Below are 19,109 nucleotides of genomic sequence, written 5' to 3'. Positions count from 1 at the left end.
AAGATCGGCTCTTTGATTATTCCTCTCAGGCGGGCGGTTTTGTGGTCATGTCAGGGGTCTTTCGTTTCGCCGCACGGAGCGGGGATCGCGACGCCTTCGGCGAGCGCGGCTGCGGCGAGCCTCCGGTCAAGCATGGCAAGCGCAAGCTCGCTCTCGATGGTGAGCGCCAGATAGCTGGGGTCATAGGCGATGAGCTGGTGGCGTGCCGCCAACGCTAAAATCTTGCCGTCCTGGCCCGCTCCGGCGTCCTCGAGCGGCCCTCAAGACGACGCTGCGCGCTTCATGCCAGAACAGAGAAGGGACAAGAGCGGTAGCGCCTGGAAGCTGGCGCAGAAGGGCTTCGGCCGCCGCGTCATTCTCGTCGGGAAGCACCCAGGCGGCAGCAACCGAGACGTCGACGACGAACGACGTTAGATGAGGATCGCTAATGACGTCCTTCGTCGCGCCAGGCCCTGACCTCCTCCTGCGTCACGGGCTTTGCGCGGGCGCGCGCAACCCTGGTCTCCTCGATTGCCGCCTCGACGTCGCTGCGGCGCTGAATCCGCGTCAGTTTGGCGATCAGATCGTTGCCGCGTGCGATGACAATGTCCTCGCCAGCTTCGACCCTGGCCAGCAGCTCCGAAAGGTGTGTCTTGGCCTCGCCGACCTTCACCGTGACGGTTGTTTTGTCCTCGTACGAGCTTCCTGTGCTGCGGCGCGCCGTGCGCTGTCGTCGATACGAGCGCTGCTTTGCCCAGCAATTGCAATTCTGCGCCACGACAGCGCCGATTTCGCCGGATGGTCAAGCCTTGGTCAAGTCACTATCGATAAGCGGGAATTATCGATAGTGAAAAGGCCGCCAGAGAAAATCCCCTGCAAGTCAACTTAAATGCCGGATAGCTTGACTATCGCTGAAGGCGCAGCGGTAGTCGGGCAAGCCAATGGTCCTCGCTTGCCAGTTCTACGACCGCCGCCTCGCTGCAGAGCCGATGATGCTCTTTGTCAGGTTCGTGCCCGACCAAGAGTAGGGCTTTCGGTCGCAGATGCTAAGGAGGCAGTAGGTTTCCCTCTTCTTTGGCCGCTTCGAGAAACGCCCTGCGGACCACTTCGGGTTTCACCTGATCGATCATTGCGTCCATGCAGAGCTGCACTGCGCTGTGCCACTTGGGGCCACGCTTGGTCCACTGCAACAGTTGCTCGGCGGCCCCCTCGACGTTGTTGCACTGATAGGCAATGCCAGGGTGGCTGGTCCTTACGGACACTGGCGGGGAGAACCAATGGAGCGACATTCGTACATAAGAGACGGCTTAACTAAGAGTTCTCTCAACCACGCCCGGTTCGAGCAAGGATCGGGTAAACCGGCTCGGGGCCCTACTCCTCCGGCCAGCCCTGTTGCGGAACCTATTCAGCGGCACCAAAGTTGGGTGGGAAGTCAGGAGTGTGCCATGAGTTCCAAAGCTGGGGATGGCCAGCTATCTTTCATTGAGTTTCAGTCGCCCACGCTGGTCGCGAACGCGCCCGAGGGCAGCGAATGGCTTCACGAGATCAAGTACGACGGCTACCGCACCGAGCTGATCATTGAGGGCGGCAAAGCGCGGGCCTTCACGCGCCGTGGCTACGACTGGTCTGATCGATACCGACGAATTGTTCAAGCAGCTGCGGGCTTGCCGGTGAAGGCGGCGATCATCGACGGAGAGGCTGTCGTTCTCGGCGATACCGGCCTGCCGGATTACCAAGCGTTGGAACGGGAGTTGGGCAATCCAGACTCGGCGAGGCTCATCTTTTACGCTTTCGACCTGCTGCACCTGAACGGCCGCGATCTACGACAGCAGCCGCTGGTCAAGCGCAAGGCAGCGCTGGAGAAGCTGCTGAAGGGCTCAGCGCCGACACTGACCTATGCCGAGCATCTGGAGGTGAGTGGCAAAGACGTGTTTCAACATGCCTGCCGGATGGGATTGGAGGGCATCGTCTCCAAGCGCACAGATGCCACGTATCGCTCGGGTATCCAGACCAGTTGGCTCAAAGTGAAGTGCATCAAGAGCGACACTTTTCCCATTGTCGCTTTCGTCGAGAAACTCGGCGCTCATCCGCGTTGCATTGCATCGCTCTACATCGGGCGCCGCGAGGGCGACCGACTGCTCTATGCCGGGAAGGCTCGCAGCGGCTATACCTTGAGCGCTGCGCAATCGGTCCGAGAGCGGCTCGACCCGCTGATCATCAGCACGTCGCCCCTGTCAGAGCCCATTGTGAAACCTAAGGCAACCTGGGTCAGACCAGACGTGCAGGCCGAGGTGCAATTCAGTGGCGTAACTGATCGCGGCGTGCTGCGTGAAGCCGTGTTCAAGGGCCTTCGCGAAGACCTCGTGGCCATCCCGGCCAAGCCTCCTGCGCCATCAAAGCGACGTGGGCCAGCCCGGGCGCATGGCGTTCCGAGCGAGAACATCCTGCAACTGCTGCCCGACGCAGTCCCGCCCTCCAAGGAAGAGCTCGCGCGCTACTGGCACAGAGTTGCCGATCACGCGCTTGTCCATCTCGGCCACCGACCGCTGAAGCTGGTCCGCCATGCTCACGGCGCGACCTTCTACCACAAGGGAACGCTGCCCAAGATCCCGGCGGCAGTGCATCAGTTGCGGGTCCAGAAGCGCGAGGGTGGCGAAGGTGTGCGCGTGTGGGTGGACGACCTTGCCGGCTTGCTGGGGCTGGTCGAGATGGATGCGGTAGAGTTGCATCCCTGGAACGCTACTGTTGACGATATCGAACATGCCGACCGCGTTGTTCTGGACCTTGATCCGGGCGAGGGGGTCGAGTGGGATGAACTGATCGAGACCGCGCTAACGCTCCGCGACATCATGGAAGCGGAGGGGCTGGAGAGCTGGCCGAAGGTGACCGGGGGCAAGGGAATTCACCTGATGGCCCCACTTAAGACAAAGATCACGCACGACAATGCCCGGCTCCTTGCCCGGTCGTTCGCCAAGCGCCTCGCTGAAGCTCATCCTGATCGCTATCTGCTCTCCGCCGCGCCGGCAGCCCGCAAGGGCCGCATCTTCATTGATTACCTCCGCAATGGGCGCGGCAACACGGCGGTCGGGGCCTTCTCTCCCCGAGCGCGGCCCGGCTTCCCAATCGCGCATCCCGTGACCTGGAGCCAGGTTGAGGCAGCTATCCGTCCAGATGCCTTCACCATTGACCGTCCGTTCAGGGCAGCAGCCAGAAAGGCAGCGTGAGCAATCGCGCAGAGCATTCTATTAGCAGTGGGCGAAGACGCCCAGCGATTCCGCCGAACGATCATGTCAACTACTTGCCGGACGCGTCGAGCTCTATCCAGGCTGGCGCATGATCACTCGGCTTTTCCCAGCCTCGCAAGTCAGCGTCCACGCCGGCATCACGTAACCTGTTCGAAAGTGATGGGCTGACGAGGAGATGATCCATTCGCAGGCCGGAACTCCGATCATAGCCGCCCCGGTAGGAGAAGTTCCAGTACGTGTAGATGCCTTTTTCCGGATGGATGGTACGGACGGCATCAATCCAGCCGTTACCAAGCATTTCGGCGTAGGCCTGCCGGCTCTCCGGAAAGTAGACTGCGTCGCCTAGCCAACGTCTCGGCACCACGGCATCGATCGGCGTTGGGACGACATTATAGTCGCCGCACAGAACGCTTGTGATCCCTTCCCTGAGCAGCAACTGGCCGTAGCTGATCAGACGGTCGAACCAGCGGAGCTTATAGTCGAATTTCGGGCCGGGCGCTGGATTGCCGTTGGGCAGGTAGATGCACCCCACGACGATCCCATCCACCTCTGCCTCGATATACCGGCTGTGAGTATCGTCGGGATCACCCGGCAGGCCGCGTCGACGCTCCAGCGGCTCCTTTCCCCTGGCGAGTACAGCTACACCATTGTAGGATTTTTGCCCGTGCCAGATCGCGCCGTAACCGGCGTTCCTGACGGCTTCGGCGGGAAATTTCTCATCCGAGGTCTTCAACTCCTGAAGGCATACGATGTCATAGTCGGTCTGACCCAGCCACTTGATGAGCACGGGCAGGCGACCGTTCACGCCGTTCAAGTTGAAGGTTGCGATGCGGGTCATCGGAAGTTCTCAACAACCCTTGGCGATTTTGGACATGGAAGACTCAGATGTTGATTCTTGGATCATGCCGGCAAGGGAGGAGTTGTCAGTCGTCTTTGTAGGATTTGGCGGCCTCGCCGATCTTTCGCCAGTCGTTGCCGTACGACGCACCCAATTCCCGCGCCTGAGTTGGCGACAGATCGTGTGTCTCGAGGGCATGTTTCGCCTCTGCGTCCTCCTCTTTTATGGGATGCGAACGAGCCTTTTTCGGCCGCACGGCCGCAGCCGCTCTCTCATCTGATTTAGACATCGTTCATCCTCTCCGCTCTCCTTAACCGACGAGCGTAGGGAAAGTTTCACTGCGCGCGTCCTGAGCATTAGCATCAGGGTTCAGGCGCCATATTCCCGCGGGGCTTGTCTGGCTGGTGAACCTTTAGGGCCGACGCCGCGTTCCGTGCAGCGAACTCGACTGATGCACTACGATGGAATCCGACGCTCGTCCCGCGCCGCAGAAACGCGAGGCACCTGGTGCCGAAGCCCGCTTTTCGTTCGATCGAATGGCGGTGGAGCGGTTTCAGCAAGCTTTTCCGCGTGCCAGATGGAGCGACGAGCGCAGGAGCTGGTTTGTCCCCGGCAACACAGCAGCCCGGCGGATCGACCGCTGGCTGGCGAAAGACGTAGCGTTACGGGCGCCCCATGACGATAGCAAGGGACGCGATGCCTTCGCCTTCGACCCAATTTCGAGCCGGTATCTGGAAATTGCGGACGACCTCCGTATTCGCACGCCGTATTCGAGGACGGTGCTTGAAGAATTGCGTGCGGTTCCGTGGGCGAGTTGGGACGATGAGTTGCGGGCCTGGAGAGTTCCATTCCGCTCATATGAAGAGCTCCGGCGCCGATGGCCAAACATCGAAAAGGCTGCGCAGCTTGCCGAACCGGAGGAAAGGAAACTGCGACGTGCGGCCGCCAGGAACACCGAATCCTATCGGGCCGCACAAAAGCGGCTGCTGAACGCCGGCGCCATCGCTACCCGTTGCCAGTTCAAGATCTACCTACCCTGGGCCGCGCAGTCGCAACGGAACAGTACGGGATTGTCGTCTTCGATGAAATTTCCGGTGAACTGGTTGAGCTATTGGACGCAGCCGCCTTCTATCCCCACGTAATGCCAGCGAACGGCGACTTCGTTTGGGGCAGGTGGCGTTCGGCTACGATGGCCGAACTTGTGAGCACATGGCCCGCTCGGTTACCCGCCGAGCCGACCGAACGCTTCAGGGGCTGGTGGAGACCAACGCTTGCCGAACTTAGAGTTGCCCGTCGAAACGCCCGTAATGTTGGGCGAAGTCGCGAGCGGTAGATGCGGCGCTCACATCCCGCGTTAGGGCGGCCGCAACACACCGACTCGTCGGTCGTGTGTCGCTTGACAGTTCACCGTAAGAATGCATCCGTTTCTGTCAGGATTGGCATTTACTTGAGAACCTGGAAGTTCGGATTATCAAATTAAATGCCATCGCATTATCGTGAAGGCCGTGGTTCCTTTGAATTTCACAGCGCCTTCGGCAAATGCAATGCCGGCAAGTTGCTGGCGGTGATTCTCATATTAAGTGCCTATGGCCGGGCTCGATTAACAAATTAAGTGTAGATCCCCAAATCAGGTGTATGGCTAACCTGCTGAATCACTAACAAGCCATTCTCACAATTAATTGCCAAGCGACAGGAGCACACGCAGGCTGGATGTATCGTTAGGCGACCTGCGCGACGGTTCGAAACTTGGAGGCTCTGCGATCCATCCCGGTGCCTAACAATTTGACCGCCATGGTCTGGCCTGGAACGCCTTGGGGTGGTGTTCGTCCCGGAGAACGGAGGTGGGGCCTGCGTGGGGCTCAAGACATCCCTTCGCCCGCCCCCAACCTGCCCGACGGCTAAGCCGGCATCATCAAAACAATGAGATATAGGCGCGACTGCAGAGTGCATCATTTAATCGATTGACTCGAGGAATGCCGCGGCAGTTAATCTTCCCGGCAGGGCAAAAGAGGGGCCACGAACTGGGAGCAAACGATGACTGTGCAAAAAGAAGAAGACTATCGAACCAACAGAGCTGACTATGCCATTGCTGCGACACATAGCCGAGCGACCGCTGAAGGCGATCGCCACGATTTACTGGCAAGAAGAAAATCGCTGTGGGTAAAAGATCGGCGAACTGCAAATTTGGCTGCAAACCCGTCGGAAAGCTCGCCAGAACCGAAGATCAAACCGCGCGGCTAGTGAATCGGGCGCCAGCCACTTCCTCCTGCTATCGTCAAGCGCGCCCTTGCCGGGGCGGCGCTTTGCGGTTCATAGCGGCCGAAATGAAATCGGCGGATCGCGTCTCATTACGATCATGCTGCGCGAGTGGCAGGAGTACGGCTGCTGCGGAGGCAGTGTTCGTGCATCACCATTTTGCTGGACTTCCGCAGCTCGGGCCTGAGCGGAATTTACACTTTGCGGTCAATTGGACAGATACTCGCCAAGCGGGGGCAAGTGTTCTATGGTCTCTGGCAGCATCGGGTAGTGCAAGGTATCGATGCTCAGTCTGTCGCTTAGGCAGGGGAGGGGGCCATGTTCGAAGTCGTTGCATCCTGCAGGAAAGCGGGGCCAGGAAGCTGGCTCGCCGCAAATATCCTCGGCTTCATGGTCGCGCTGTCGGTGCTGTTTTTACCCGGACTGGAAAGCGCGAATGCACAGACGAACTGGACACTCGATCCGGCCGCCTCGGTGCTCACCTACCAGTCGGTCAAGAAGAACACGATCGTTGAAACCAACAAGATCAGGAACATCGCCGGCACTCTTTCTTCGACGGGTGAGGCCAAAATCACGTTCGACCTCAATTCAGTCGATACCGGTGTCGATCTTCGCAATGTCCGGATGCGGTTCCTTTTCTTCGAGACATTCAAGTATCCGTCCGCCGAACTGACCGCAAAAGTGGACCCTGCGGCGTTTGCCGACCTTGCGACGATGCGAAGGGTCAAGGCAATGCTTCCATTCCGACTCAACCTGCATGGCGTCGACAAGGATCTCGAGGCCAACGTCGTGGTGACCATGATCAGCGACAGCGTGGTATCCGTCGCTTCGGAAGCGCCCGTCGCCGTGCATGTCGAGGACTTCGGACTGCTGCCGAATGTCGACAAGCTGCAGCAGGCCGCCAATGTGACCAACATTGTTCCGACCGCTTCGGTATCGTTCGATTTCGTGTTCAACGCCGCTGGCGCCAAGCCCGCGGCCGTCCAGACCGTCGCGGCAAGCACCGCCGACGTCGGGCCCGTTGCCACCGATGCTGCGAAGGCGAACTTCAGCGACGAGGAGTGCCTCAACCGGTTCGCGGTCCTCTCGCGCACCGGAGCCATCTATTTTCGGCCGGCGAGCGCACGGCTCGACACCCAAAGCCGCCCGCTACTGGACGAGGTCGTTGGCGTCGTCGGCAAGTGCCCGGGCTTGAAGGTCGAGGTTTCCGGCCACACCGACTCCGACGGGTCGTCCGCCGCCAACAAGCTCCTGTCGGAGCGGAGGGCCCAGGCAGTAGCTGACGCCATTGTTGCCGCAGGTATTGCTCACACGCAGATCACGGCGATCGGTTATGGCGAGGAGCGGCCGGTTACTGGCAACGACACGCCGAAGAACAAGGCGCTCAATCGGCGGATAGAGTTTTCCGCCACCAAGCTCGTCAACTGAGGAAGGGCCTTTGTTCCGGCGGGGCTTCGATCTGATTGCTTGGTTTATTGGTGTCCTAGGCGCGATCGGGCTGGTGATGCTCTCGCTGTTGTTGACCTTGACGGCGGCCAACGCCGAACGCCGTGTTGCTCTGGTCCTTGGCAACTCCCAGTATCAGCATGCGCCGGCGCTGACCAATCCGGTACACGACGCGCAGGCTGTTGCCGAACGTCTCAAAAGCCTGGATTTTGAAGTCGTCTCCGGGTTCGATCTGACCAAATTGCAGACCCAGACGACCATTGCGAAGTTCGCAAAGCAGGTTCGCGGCGCCGACATTGCCCTTTTCTTTTACGCCGGCCACGGCTTGCAGGTTTCAGGCAGCAACTACCTGCTTCCGGTCGATGCCGCACTGGAAGACGAGACCTCGCTCGACTTCGAAGCGGTGCCGGTGGATTTCGTTTTGCGGCAAATGTCGCGCGAGACCAGCATAAGGCTGATTTTCCTCGACGCCTGTCGCGACAATCCCTTGGCCGAGGTGTTGGCAAAGGCCGCAGGCGTCAAAGGAGCGAGAAGTGGCCTTGCCGAAATCCCGATCGAGAATGGCGGCGCCGGCACGCTGGTCGCCTTTTCCACCAGTCCCAATCAGGTCGCCTATGACGGATCGAGCGAACACTCGCCGTTCACGTCGGCGCTGCTTGCCCATATCGGGGCCTCGAACGTCTCCATCACCGACGCAATGAACAGGGTTACCGCCGACGTGTTCAAGGCAACGGCCGGCAAACAGCGCCCGTGGATCAATGTCTCGCTAACCACCGAGGTCATGCTGCACAAGGTGGATCTGAACGCGCCACTGATCGTCGGTGAGGCGACCGCTCCGCAACAACCGCAAGGCGGCTCGGGCGGGCGCAACGCCGCCGCAAATCCGTCTGGCGCTGACGATGCCCAGCTTGCGCTCAATGTGCTCCGTCAGAAAATCCCGAGACTGGCTTCGGACGAGCCGATCTTTTTCGACCAACCTGTCGATTTTGGGGATCCAAAGATCGACGGCAAGAGTATCGCCGAGCTGATCACAGGCAAACCACTCTTCACTCCCGTGGAAGGGCTCGACAAGGCGGTGTGGGAGGGCAAGCACTGCAACGGCTGTCATGAGTGGAGTGAGGATCGGCTATGCGAACAGGCGAAAAATTTCGCCGCCAACGATGTCTCCGTTCTCCGCCTGCAACATCCGCTTGGGACACGCTTCAAGGTGGCGCTGGCCAAATGGGCGCAAGGCGGCTGCAAGTGAGATCTGGGCCCTTCGGTTCGAAAACCCCTGGTCAAACAAGACCATGGAGCTGCGTCTATTGGAATGGTTCGGGTCTAATACGCATCAGCCGATTGGCGCTGCGCCTCGATCTCGGCCAACTGGAGGCCCATTTCGACAAAGGCGGAGAGAACGGCAAAGCGGTCCGCCAGTGCGACGCGCGCCAGCCCTGCTAGCACACCGGCATTGACTGCATGGGCGGCAGGATGTCGCTGCAAGGCCGTTGGCGCGGCTGCGCCGACGACAGATCCGGCAACGCCAAAACCATTGTCACGCCATTCCGCAGCCAAGGCAATCCAGGCGCCCGGCGTTGCCGGCGGGGTTGCCGCAGCCTCGCTTACTGCGGCGCGATGGCGGGGACTGTCCGGTTCGCTGACCCAGTCGCGAACAAGCGCGAGCAGCTCTTGATCTGTCTTATCGAGCAGCTCACTCAGATGCCCCAGGCATTCGTGGGCCCACCAGACCGCAGCCCGATCAGGAAGCAGGTAGGCACAAAACGTGATCGCCTCTTCGGGAATGGGCCCGGCGAGGAGATCGCGGCAAAACTCGATCGAACGCTGCTCGGTTGGAAGGGCTCTCATGTCTCTGGCGACAGCGGGACAAGCCACAAAAAGATCCCGTGCCGTTTTGAATCGGAGCCCATTGGCCATGACGCCACGCCTTCATCGAGGACCAGTCGGTACTCAAGCCCCCGGCGTGGCGCCGGTCAAGTCTCAACTCGCGGTGACGGGAGATCGGCCGACACAGCCACGGGCTCGGCGTTTATTGACAGACAAATGCGTGGGAATTTGGTATATTCACGCTTGGTAATATCGGATGCTCAACAGGAGTAACCGCTATGCGGTGGGCTAGTTCACCCTTGGTGTTGGCGGTCGTGGCTTTCTCGACCCATGTTTCCGCCGACCCTGTCCAGAAATCAGAAGACATCGTCAAGTTTTTTGCTGGCGCGGCCGACCTCGGCAAGTCTCGGGGGATTTGTGTCGGCACGGAGGAGCAGTGCAAGAGCAAGACCAAGGCAAAAGAGGGGCCGGCCGACAAATCCAGTCTCGACATGCTGATCAATTTCGGGCTGGATTCGGCCGAACTCGACGCGACCGCACGCGCTGAACTCGAGGAGTATGCCAAGGCCCTGAAGGACAGCCGGATCAGTACTTTCCACTTCGTCGTCGAAGGCTACACCGACGCTTCCGGTCCGGCGCACTACAATGAGCGGCTGTCGCAGCGACGAGCGCAATCGGTGACGTCCTTCCTCACATCCAGTGGCATCGAGGCTGACCGCATCAACGCGATCGGGTTGGGCGAAGCGCATCCGCGTAGCCCCAATCCATACGACGCCGTCAACCGCCGCGTGGAAATGCGTATAAAGGCCGAGTAGCGTACGGATGCCGCCTGAAACTGTGCAGCAGTGCGTCAGGAACTGAGTGGCAAGCGCAGCGGCAGTCAGGCGAATAGGCTTGGAACGACCCCGGTCAGTTCTTGAGCACGCCGCCCACCACCACACCGGAGCCGAAGAGCAACGCCTTGGTCAGGAAGTCGTTATCCTGGGGCGGCGGAGGATCGTCCCGCCGCACCACGGTCTTGCGGAAGCGCCGTTTCTGAACGACCTGCTGTTGTTTGCGGGGTTTCTGCGCCACCGGCCGCTGGGTGCGGACCTTCTGCGCAACCTGCTTTTTCGGCTGCGTCGTACGGGCTTGATCGGCGGCATATCCGGCACGCACGGCTCCATCATCGGATTTGTCTGAACCACGAGGAATGCAAGTTGCTCGCGCGTCAGATAGGTGGTCGGCGGAAGATCGTTCTTGGCTTGCCAGATGCCGATCGCCCGGCGGGTCTGCGGACGTATGTTTCCGTCGATGCGGCCAAGTTCGTTGCCCAACCCCTCGATGCGCAGTTGCAGGTCGATGCGGCTTTGGCGGTCAAGACCGATCGCACTTTCTGTCAATTCGGTGCCCGCTGTTTGCTTACCTGGTCCGAAACGCCGACCGATGTGCGCACCGCAGAATCCGAGTTGGCATTCGCCTGGTCCTCATCGCGCGCCGCGATCTGTTGGTTTTGGGCTTTGGGCGTGTTCAACTTATCGATGCTCAGCCGCGCCACAGTGGCGAAGCGACCGTTCGGAAACTGTTCGAGACCAACGGCGGCCCGCTTGTCGGCGGCGGGACCGAGCCTCTATTTCGTGCGCGATCGTATCGCTTGAGTATCCGTTGTCGCTACTCTATATGATGCGTGATGTTTGATGCCCACCAAGGAGGGCGACATGAGAACCACACTGGCGATCGATGACGATGTCCTGATCGCGGCCAAGGCCATGGCCCGGCAGCAGGACCGCAGCGTGGGCGAGATCATCACCGATCTCGCCCGGCGCTCGCTGCGCCGCCCGCAAGCCGGCGGCGAGCGCAACGGATACCTCTGCTGTCGCCTCGGCCGGATGCACCTCCTGTCACGCTTGAGACGGTCAATGCCTTGCGTGACGAGTTGCTGTGATCTTCCTGCTCGACGTCAATGTACTGATCGCGCTGATCGATCCTGGCCATGTCGCCCATGACGACGCCCATGGCTGGTTCGAAGTGACCGGTCATGCCGCATGGGCTACCTGCCCCATTACCGAAAACGGCGTCCTGCGCATCGTCGGAAACCAAAAATATCCTAATTCTCCCGGCTCCCCTGCCGTCGTTGCGCAAATCGTCACCAAGTTGCGAGCCCTGCATGGGCACAGCTTCTGGTCCGACGACGTGAGCCTGGTTGGCTCCGGCGACATCGATGCAGCGAAAATCCTGACCTCGGCACAGGTCACCGATACCTATCTTCTTGCGCTCGCCAAGGCGCATGGCGGCCAACTTGCGAGCTTTGACCGCAAGCTATCGGGGGCGGCGGTGAAGGCCGGGAAGACTACACTGCACCTGATCCCCACAAGGTAGACCGCGGGGCTCTTTTTGTCAGGGGTATGTACCGGCAAAGGATCAGCCGTTGAGTGCGTCCTTGATGGCCTTGGCCGGTGTCGGTTCTATTTCAGAACCGCCGTATACACCTTACGGCTTCAAGCGCGGGGAGGGGACCTTCAGAGCCCTTTGGTGAGGTCGACGCGGAACCGATCGCGCGACCGCCGAGCTCGCGCTGCAGCTTCCTAGCTAAGGGCGGGACGTGCCGGAGTCATGCTTCCGAACGATCAGTTCGCAGCCGGCCGAATGCTGTTCGATCCCCCGCGCGTCTGTAGCTCGGGTCTACGCGCGCATGGCCGCTCAGGCGTCACTGTGGTCGACGGAAGGACGATTGTGAGCCTCGCGACCCATTTGCGCAGCTTGTGCCCCATCCACGAATTGACTATTTTGCATGACTATGAGTGAGCATTTGGCCTTGGTTCTGACGACAGTGAACGCGCCCTACAGCGAACAGCTCGACGGCGTGGCGCTGGCTCATTGTCTTTCGGATCTAGATCTGGCGAAGCAGTATCCTGGGCAGGTCAGTGCGTTCCTTGGAGAAGTGCCGGTCGAGCAGCAGATGGAGTTCGCCGCCGCGCACCAGATAGCGGTCGATGATCTGAAGGCTTTCGCTGCCCATTTCGCTGCCTGGTCCGGCGAAACCTATCAACTCGCTGCCTGATGATCGAGGTCCACAGCCGTCGTCCGTCCGAATGGCGACGGCTTTTCGCCATTGCTGCCGATCTGATCGACCAACTCCGGGAGAAGGCCGGAGGTTTTGAATTCGAATGGTCGTTTGGCGGCGGCACGGCGATGATGATCCAGATCAACCATCGCGAAAGCCACGACGTCGATATCTTCCTCGACGACCCTCAGCTACTCGGCTTCATTGATCCATCCAAGAGCCAACTGAGCTTCAGCACGGGTCCTGCCGCGTATGACGGCGACGGGACGAGGTTCCAGAAATTCGCGTTCGAGGGCCTGGGCGAGATTGACTTCATCGTCGCCGGGGCCTTGACCAGGACACCTTTCGAAAAGCGAGAGGTAGAAGGTCGTTCGGTATGGCTTGAGAGCATTCCCGAGATCATTGCCAAGAAGGTTTATTACCGAGGCGCGGAGGCCAGACCGCGGGACATCTTCGATATCGCAGCAGCCGCGCGATCGCATCGAGCCGGCGTTGTCGGCGCCCTCCGGGCATTTCCGGATCGTGTCGCTCGAACAAGGGAGCGGCTTGCAGAGCTGAATCCGGAGTTCGTCAGACGGACGATCGCACAGCTCATGATCATGCCAGACTACGAGGAGATGGCTGCTGATAGCCTTGCCATTGCAACAGCCCTGCTCGAAGAGGTGCTGTCGCCAGCGACATCATCCTGACCAAACGCCGGCAGCCGGTTTCAAGCGCCCGCTTTGCGGGCGCTCCTGCTTTTAAGGCCGTCAGGGTTTTGCCACCGACCGTGTGCCAGAGCGTCTCCAACTTGCCGCCTCGAAGGAGGCCCTGTAGCTCACGGAGGCGGGTCCAGCTTTTCCTTCCGCCGTCGCAGCGAAGTCTATTTTGCACATTTAGGTCTTGTCAGCGACAGGTCGCTTCAATCCGAAAATGGCCGTGGCGTATGTGAACTTGGCCACGGTTCGAAAGTGCGCAGAGGTTGAAGTATAGCACTCGTTGGACCGAAAACCGGTCGTCTGCGTGCACCCAAGGGGTTACGATTTGCCGGGGCCATGCACAGGCTCAAAGCGCATTCTGAACAGAGCTCAGCATCGCCGTGATCACCTGTTTGTACTTTGCGAACTCAGGCGATGTCTGCCGGACCTCCGTGGTGGTCGTCGTCTGCTGGCCCGCCGCGGTTGTGGCTGGGCTCAGCTTGCGACCCATCTTCCTTTCGGCCCAGTCCGCGACATAGCTGGCGGTCTTGCCGGTCAGAAAAGGATTGGCCTGAATGACGGCTGACCCGAGCACGGCGCTCAATTGCGCCGAACCCGATGCCGACAGCACCTGATGCGCGCCCTCCATGCCGAGAAAATGGCAGAGATAGAGCCGGCCGGCTGTAATCTGGTGGCCGCGCGCCCGAAGATAGGCTTCGCCTTCTCGCGCCAGATTGCGAACCATCTCGCGCGAGATGGTGGCGTCGTATCGAAGGGCGAGCAGGTCGGCGGTCGAGAGTGTGCGTGCAAGTTCGGGGCGGTAAGTGTTCATCATCCGGATCCAGGTCTTTGTGATGAATTGGCCGGCGCCTGTCGCTGAAGAATTTGGGTTCTTGGCACGGGCGCTGCCGCCACTTTCGACATGGACGATACGGTCGGTGAGCGTTTCCACGGCGGAAAGATCCGAAGCGACCGCGGTAACCGTGCCCAGTGGGTCGATCGCCGCGCCATTCTGGTAGAGTTCGAAATGCAAATGCGGTCCGGTCGAAAGGCCGGTGGTGCCGATATAGCCAATGATGTCGCCAGCCTTCACCTTGGTGCCGACGCCGCCCTCGATTGCGAATTTCTGCATATGCGCATAGCGCGTCTCGCGCCCGCTTCCGTGCGAAATCTTGACTAGATTGCCGTAGCCGCCCCCATCGCCCTGGAAGCTGATTTCGCCATCGAAGGCGGCTGCGATCGGCGTGCCGACCGGCGCCGCCCAGTCGACGCCCTTGTGGATGCGAACGGTGCCTAGAATTGGATGCTTGCGCGGCCCGAAGGTCGAGGTCAAGACCCCGTTGACCGGTGTGACCATGCCATTGGTGACCGTCAGCGAACGGACCTGATCGTCGCCTGTCACGCATGCAAACTGGCCATCACCCTGCTGGAAGACGAAACAGTCGAGACTTTTTGTCGTGCCCTGGACACCAACATACAGCACGCGGCCGGCGCCTTCGTCCTTGCCGCGCGGCGTCTGAGAATAGATCAGCACAAGACGCTGGTCCTCGCTTGCAAAGGCATCCAGATCCTGTCCTCTCGACAGATACATGATGGCTTCGCCGATCACGCCGGTTGGAACGCTGTTGCGTGCCGCAGTCGAGTAGATCGCGTCGAGCAGACGATACTGCCTTTTGTGGCCGCCTTCCGCCGGCGCGCCCGAGTAGTTGAACAGATCTTCGCGTACCCAAGGGTCAACGCCCGATACCAACACGCCCGCGGCATTACGCGTCAGCGTACCGACAAAGACGTTCTTGGCGTAGATCGACACCTGCATGAGGGACATCGTTGTCGTCTCGCGGTTGGGCCGGTATCCACGCATGGCCACGACATAGCCCGGTTCCAGGCCGTCCCGGCCGAAGAGGGCCTTCAGCGCCTCGCCTGCCTGCTTGGCGTCGTCGGCGGAGAAATGTGCATCGAGCGCAACGCTATCCAGACTGCGATCGTTGAGGATCTTCACGAACGTGTCTTCCGTCGCCTCAAACCGCTGATATTCGTTCGTCACAGTTGCGACGCTGGTGTTGTTTTCGATCTGGGTCTTGTGGAACGCCGGAAGAGCTGCATCGCCTGCATCGATTGTTTCACCCCAGCCGGCCTCCGGGTCGTCGGCTTCGGCCAGTTGATCGGCAGCAGGCGCGGGTTCATCCGGGGCAGGAAATGGCTGAAGATTGTTCTGCAGATCGCTGGAGGCTGCTGGAGCCGTCTTTCGCTGCGCCTGGAAGAATGCAAAATCCTCCTGCGTCGACGGTATGGTGGTCATGAATTTCTCGCTGGCGCTAAGCATGACGTCGGACAAAATCTCGAGCTGTGGCGAAACCCCGGCCTGCTCGAGTTCGGCCGGGCGCGGAACAACGCGGCCTTTCGTTGCGGCGCCGGAATCGGGTGCGAGCGTGATCCACATCGGGTCCCCCGCCAGGCCGATAATGGCAGGCACATAAACAGAGGCATCAGCGGGCACATCGTCGGCTCCTTCGACCGCATGCAGCTCCTCGTCTTCGTCGCCAAACGACCAATAGTCTGCGGTGAGATAGAAGCCGGCGGCAATCGAACACAGGAAAACCGTGGCGAAGCCGGCAAGAAGCCTGCGCCAAAACGTGCGCCGGCGAAGGGCAGCGCGTGCTTGCTTCTTTTCCTTGAAGCTGGTGTCGATAGCGTGCGTCACGGACTGCTTCCGGTCAGGAAAAATGTCCACCGCACCTGTTCAAGCGTATCGACTTCAACAAATCGCGCGGCAATATGGCCGCGCTGCCAGCATTCGTCGATGCCACGTATCGAGAAACGTCGCCGCTCAATGCACATTTCGGTCGATCCGGTCAGGATGGCGTGGCCGAAAACGTCAGTGGCGTAGAGGTAGATGTAGCGGTTCGCCAGTTCCTCGCGGATGACGTTCACGCACTGATTTGCGCCGATGGTCCACCAGCCATCGGTCTGGTCGGCATTGTCGACCTCCTGGCCCACGGCGAGGTTGACGACGTCGAGCGTCTGATTGCACACCGTGAATTCGGCGCGCGCTTCGTTGCATGAGAGCACGGCTAGGAGTGCCGCGCCCGAAACGACCGCAAGCCTCATGCGGCCTGTCAAGACAAGCAAGGCTCGAAACCGATGGCGCTGCTTTACGGGCAGGCCGTCAGACGAGCGGGGCAAACGCGAGCGGCAGAGTTCCATTGCACGCCCATACTACCCGCCGAGCCGGAAATATTTGGCACTGGCCGAGAACTGAGCGTTGGTCTCGATTTCCTCGAGGATTTTGGGCAACAGCCGCGAGGCTGGCACTGGCGTGGAGAACGCAGCCGCCTGGATATCCTGGGGCCCGGTAATCACCATGATGATCTGCGGCACGGCCTTGCCTGCAGCCCTGTCGGCGGCGCCGAGACTGATCGGGATGCTGAAGGTAGCCTTGTCCGATTGTACGACCATGCGGTCGTCGAGGTTGAACATCATGCCTTTGTGGTCGATCAGCAGCACGCTGGAAATGAGCCCGCCACGCGTCACCAGCGTACCGCTGATCGGCGTACCGTTCGGCACCGATGTTCGATCGAGAACAAGCTGCGGCTTTTCGCCAGCAGTCTGCCCCAGAAAGCGCAGGAAATTGGTGACTTCGCACTGGCTCGGCTCAATGAGGCGCACGTTGATGTCCGGCTCAACGTGGAACTTTGCCTGGAAATCAGCCAGCATCTGCTCGAAGGGCTGGACCGCGGTTCCAAATCCTTCGATGGCAGCGGTCTTGTCGGTTATCGAAGTCACGGCGGCGTAGAAACAGTCGCCGCCGCTGAAGTCGCGAACCCACGAGACACGTTGCGCTATATCGTCGATTACCGGGGCAACTTCTGGCTTAGGCAGGTTCAGGGCGACAATGGCCTGGTCTGGTTCTCTGGCCGCCGGCAGGTCGGCCTGCTGCTCCTTTGCCCTCGTCGCATCCGCCTGGCGTGCAGCCGGCTCTGGAACGGGCGCTGCTGGTATCGCCTTCGCCGGCCGGCTTGCCTGGTGTATGGCCGGCGGGAGGTCGGCCTGCTGCTCCTGTGCGTTCGTCGCATCTGCCTGGTCTGCAGCCGGTTTGGGGGCGGGCGTGGCCGGTTTCGCCTCCGCCTGGTGGCTTGCCTGATGTTCAGGCTTCTGGCTCGCCGCGGCACCTGACTGGGTCGCGGGCGCCGTCGGAGCTTTTTCGACCGGCGGGAGGGCGGGAGCAATTTTGGCAGGTGGCGGGGGCGTATCGGGCTGAACTGATGGCGTTGCGTTTTCGGCCGGCGGTTGCGCCGCACTTGCCGACGGCTTCGACGTTTCCTCGGGTTTCGGGAGCATCTTGGGCGACGCTGCCGGCGGCGGCATTCGAACTGCGGCCTCCGCCTGATTCTCAGCTGGCGCTAATGTAGCCTCCGTTTGCGGCTTTGGGGCTGGAACTTCCTGTGGCGGCTCAGGGGAGTCCGCATCATTGTCCGTCGCCAGCGGCTTTGACGCCTCTGCCTCAGGAATCGATGCTTCGGGGACAGGCATTGTTGCTTGGGGTGCAGGCTGTGGTGGCTCTGGCGCGAAAAGCGAGGTCTTGCTGGCGCTCGGCGCGGTGGGCGTTGTAAAGCCGCTGAAATAAAGGCCGGCAACCGAGGCGAGAGCCAATGCCGCGAAGGCAGAGATTGCGATGGTTCGCGTCTTTGAGGACCTTCCAGGAACAGCGCCCACGACCGCACGTGGCGGCGCGGCGATCGGTGAGGCCCGCGGTTCGGACAAAAGCGCTGGCCGGACATGCGGGACAAAGCGCTGCCCGCCCGAGCCTGCCAAAGGCGCGTCGTGGCCCAAGACATTGGACGGCGGGGACGAGGCCTTCAGATCGGGCGCAAGCGTTTGCCCCGCTCGTGGCAGACCCGGCCTGTCGCGGTTTGGGATGAACGTCGGCGGCGTTGTCCCTTCGTCCTCGTCACGCGTCATCCTGGCGATTTCCGCCATGCTCACTGGGCGGTCTCGCGGATCCGGCTGCAGCATGGCTTCAACAATGCCGCGAAAATCGTCGTCGATGTCGGACAGGTCGGGCACGGTCCGGCGCTTTTCGATGATCTCGAATTGCGACCCGCTCATGTCGATCGGCTTGCCGCGCAGGGCGGCAACCAGCACCAGCCCCAGGCTGTAGATGTCGGACTGCTCGCTGACATCGCCGCTGTATAGCCCAAGCTGTTCGGGGGAAACGTAGTTGTACTTTCCCGCGAATTTTCCGCCGATCAGGGTCTCACCGCCGACGGTCGCCGATCGCGCGATTCCGAAATCGATGATCTTGGCGCGATCGACCCGACCTCCCGGCAAGATGATGTTGTCCGGGGAGAGATCGCGGTGAATTGCTCCCGCTTCATGCACGGCGCTCAGACCCGACGTGAGGCGATGGCAGAGCTTGCGTACCTCTTCAGTCGGCATCGGGCCACGTCGGATGATGTCGTAAAGCGACTCGCCATCGACAAATTCCATCGCAAGGTAAGGACGACCGATCCCGGGGTCGATGGTGAAGACGTGATATCTCACGACCGCATCATGCGAGAGGTGATTGAGGATCGACGCTTCCTTGCGGAACAAGGACAAGATCGTCGGGTCGCGGGCAAATTCGGGCAGGACGATCTTGATCGCGACATGGTCGCCAGTCTGGATGTTGTGTCCGCGGTAGACCTCACCCATGCCGCCGAATGCGATCCGCTCGTCAAGTTCGTAGATGCCGCTGAGCTGCGTGCCGACGGCGGTGTTGGCCAGCTGCGGCGATATTCGCGTCTTGTCGTCGGCGCTCATCG

General features: G+C 60.7%; 19 protein-coding genes and 2 pseudogenes. 11 read left to right on the top strand and 10 right to left on the bottom strand.

Going from position 1 to position 19,109, the window contains the following annotated elements:
• Nucleotides 1-50 precede the first annotated feature (50 nt).
• From NKI67_RS18355 to NKI67_RS18345, 3 genes are all read right to left on the bottom strand, one after another.
• On the bottom strand, nt 51-212 hold the full coding sequence (locus NKI67_RS18355) for a hypothetical protein (protein WP_352646343.1): 162 nt from the start codon (nt 210-212) through the stop codon (nt 51-53).
• Between the two features lie 212 nt (nt 213-424).
• Entirely contained in the window at nt 425-652 is a 228-nt protein-coding gene (locus NKI67_RS18350; RefSeq protein WP_352646387.1) for a type II toxin-antitoxin system Phd/YefM family antitoxin, read from the bottom strand.
• A 373-nt stretch (nt 653-1,025) separates the two neighbouring features.
• Nucleotides 1,026-1,268: a DUF982 domain-containing protein gene (locus tag NKI67_RS18345; RefSeq protein WP_031212172.1), complete on the bottom strand. Its 243-nt coding sequence runs from the start codon at nt 1,266-1,268 to the stop codon at nt 1,026-1,028.
• Between the two features lie 156 nt (nt 1,269-1,424).
• Here NKI67_RS18345 and ligD point away from each other — a divergent pair, with 156 nt between their 5' ends.
• On the top strand, nt 1,425-3,203 hold the full coding sequence (gene ligD, locus NKI67_RS18340; protein ID WP_352646341.1) for a DNA ligase D: 1,779 nt from the start codon (nt 1,425-1,427) through the stop codon (nt 3,201-3,203).
• 70 nt (nt 3,204-3,273) lie between these two features.
• On the opposite strand, the gene xth is transcribed toward ligD, so the two are convergent.
• Complete coding sequence (xth, locus tag NKI67_RS18335) at nt 3,274-4,062, bottom strand: exodeoxyribonuclease III (protein WP_352646339.1); 789 nt, start codon at nt 4,060-4,062, stop codon at nt 3,274-3,276.
• 85 nt (nt 4,063-4,147) lie between these two features.
• Complete coding sequence (locus NKI67_RS18330) at nt 4,148-4,351, bottom strand: hypothetical protein (RefSeq protein WP_352646336.1); 204 nt, start codon at nt 4,349-4,351, stop codon at nt 4,148-4,150.
• A gap of 172 nt (nt 4,352-4,523) precedes the next feature.
• Here NKI67_RS18330 and NKI67_RS18325 point away from each other — a divergent pair.
• The 4 genes and pseudogenes from NKI67_RS18325 (at nt 4,524) to NKI67_RS18310 (ending at nt 9,010) form a co-directional block, all read left to right on the top strand.
• A pseudogene (locus NKI67_RS18325) lies at nt 4,524-5,395 on the top strand (hypothetical protein).
• Between the two features lie 701 nt (nt 5,396-6,096).
• Nucleotides 6,097-6,303, top strand: a complete 207-nt coding sequence (locus tag NKI67_RS18320; RefSeq protein ID WP_352646334.1) for a hypothetical protein — start codon at nt 6,097-6,099, stop codon at nt 6,301-6,303.
• A 333-nt stretch (nt 6,304-6,636) separates the two neighbouring features.
• Nucleotides 6,637-7,746 carry an OmpA family protein gene (locus NKI67_RS18315; RefSeq protein ID WP_352646332.1) on the top strand — a complete coding sequence of 370 codons (1,110 nt, stop codon included), beginning with the start codon at nt 6,637-6,639 and terminating at the stop codon, nt 7,744-7,746.
• A gap of 10 nt (nt 7,747-7,756) precedes the next feature.
• Complete coding sequence (locus NKI67_RS18310; protein ID WP_352646330.1) at nt 7,757-9,010, top strand: caspase family protein; 1,254 nt, start codon at nt 7,757-7,759, stop codon at nt 9,008-9,010.
• Nucleotides 9,011-9,084: 74 nt separating this feature from the next.
• On the opposite strand, the gene NKI67_RS18305 is transcribed toward NKI67_RS18310, so the two are convergent.
• Complete coding sequence (locus NKI67_RS18305) at nt 9,085-9,678, bottom strand: DUF6931 family protein (protein ID WP_031212167.1); 594 nt, start codon at nt 9,676-9,678, stop codon at nt 9,085-9,087.
• Between the two features lie 188 nt (nt 9,679-9,866).
• On the opposite strand from NKI67_RS18305, the gene NKI67_RS18300 reads away from it, so the two are divergent.
• Nucleotides 9,867-10,403 (top strand): OmpA family protein, encoded by a 537-nt coding sequence (locus tag NKI67_RS18300; RefSeq protein WP_031212166.1) that lies wholly within the window; start codon nt 9,867-9,869, stop codon nt 10,401-10,403.
• 150 nt (nt 10,404-10,553) lie between these two features.
• On the opposite strand, the gene NKI67_RS18295 is transcribed toward NKI67_RS18300, so the two are convergent.
• Nucleotides 10,554-10,904 carry a peptidoglycan-binding domain-containing protein gene (locus tag NKI67_RS18295; RefSeq protein WP_352646385.1) on the bottom strand — a complete coding sequence of 117 codons (351 nt, stop codon included), beginning with the start codon at nt 10,902-10,904 and terminating at the stop codon, nt 10,554-10,556.
• Between NKI67_RS18295 and NKI67_RS18290 the strand changes: the two genes are divergently transcribed.
• The 5 genes and pseudogenes from NKI67_RS18290 to NKI67_RS18270 all read left to right on the top strand — a co-directional run bounded on the left by NKI67_RS18290 (nt 10,788) and on the right by NKI67_RS18270 (nt 13,320).
• Nucleotides 10,788-11,225, top strand: coding sequence for a hypothetical protein (locus tag NKI67_RS18290; RefSeq protein WP_352646395.1), 438 nt, complete (start codon nt 10,788-10,790; stop codon nt 11,223-11,225). The genes NKI67_RS18295 and NKI67_RS18290 overlap by 117 nt on opposite strands.
• 60 nt (nt 11,226-11,285) lie before the next feature.
• Nucleotides 11,286-11,512 (top strand): annotated as a pseudogene (locus NKI67_RS18285) (CopG family transcriptional regulator).
• Entirely contained in the window at nt 11,509-11,946 is a 438-nt protein-coding gene (locus NKI67_RS18280; protein ID WP_352646328.1) for a TA system VapC family ribonuclease toxin, read from the top strand. Before NKI67_RS18285 ends, NKI67_RS18280 begins: the two are co-directional and overlap by 4 nt.
• Before the next feature lie 430 nt (nt 11,947-12,376).
• Nucleotides 12,377-12,628, top strand: coding sequence for a hypothetical protein (locus NKI67_RS18275; RefSeq protein WP_352646327.1), 252 nt, complete (start codon nt 12,377-12,379; stop codon nt 12,626-12,628).
• 131 nt (nt 12,629-12,759) lie between these two features.
• On the top strand, nt 12,760-13,320 hold the full coding sequence (locus NKI67_RS18270) for a nucleotidyl transferase AbiEii/AbiGii toxin family protein (RefSeq protein ID WP_502909351.1): 561 nt from the start codon (nt 12,760-12,762) through the stop codon (nt 13,318-13,320).
• A 355-nt stretch (nt 13,321-13,675) separates the two neighbouring features.
• Here the strand turns inward: NKI67_RS18270 and NKI67_RS18265 are convergent, their stop codons facing one another.
• The 3 genes from NKI67_RS18265 to NKI67_RS18255 form a co-directional block, all read right to left on the bottom strand.
• Complete coding sequence (locus NKI67_RS18265; protein WP_352646323.1) at nt 13,676-16,009, bottom strand: M23 family metallopeptidase; 2,334 nt, start codon at nt 16,007-16,009, stop codon at nt 13,676-13,678.
• Complete coding sequence (locus NKI67_RS18260) at nt 16,006-16,416, bottom strand: DUF1036 domain-containing protein (RefSeq protein WP_352646321.1); 411 nt, start codon at nt 16,414-16,416, stop codon at nt 16,006-16,008. Before NKI67_RS18260 ends, NKI67_RS18265 begins: the two co-directional genes overlap by 4 nt.
• A 108-nt stretch (nt 16,417-16,524) precedes the next feature.
• Nucleotides 16,525-19,107, bottom strand: coding sequence for a protein kinase domain-containing protein (locus tag NKI67_RS18255; protein WP_352646319.1), 2,583 nt, complete (start codon nt 19,105-19,107; stop codon nt 16,525-16,527).
• Between the last annotated feature and the right edge of the window lie 2 nt (nt 19,108-19,109).

Origin of the sequence: Mesorhizobium sp. M0408, assembly GCF_040321495.1 — a bacterium.
Taxonomy (GTDB): Bacteria; Pseudomonadota; Alphaproteobacteria; order Rhizobiales; family Rhizobiaceae; genus Mesorhizobium.
The sequence above is the reverse complement of the archived record's forward strand: the minus strand, read 5'-3'. Positions and strand labels throughout refer to the sequence as shown.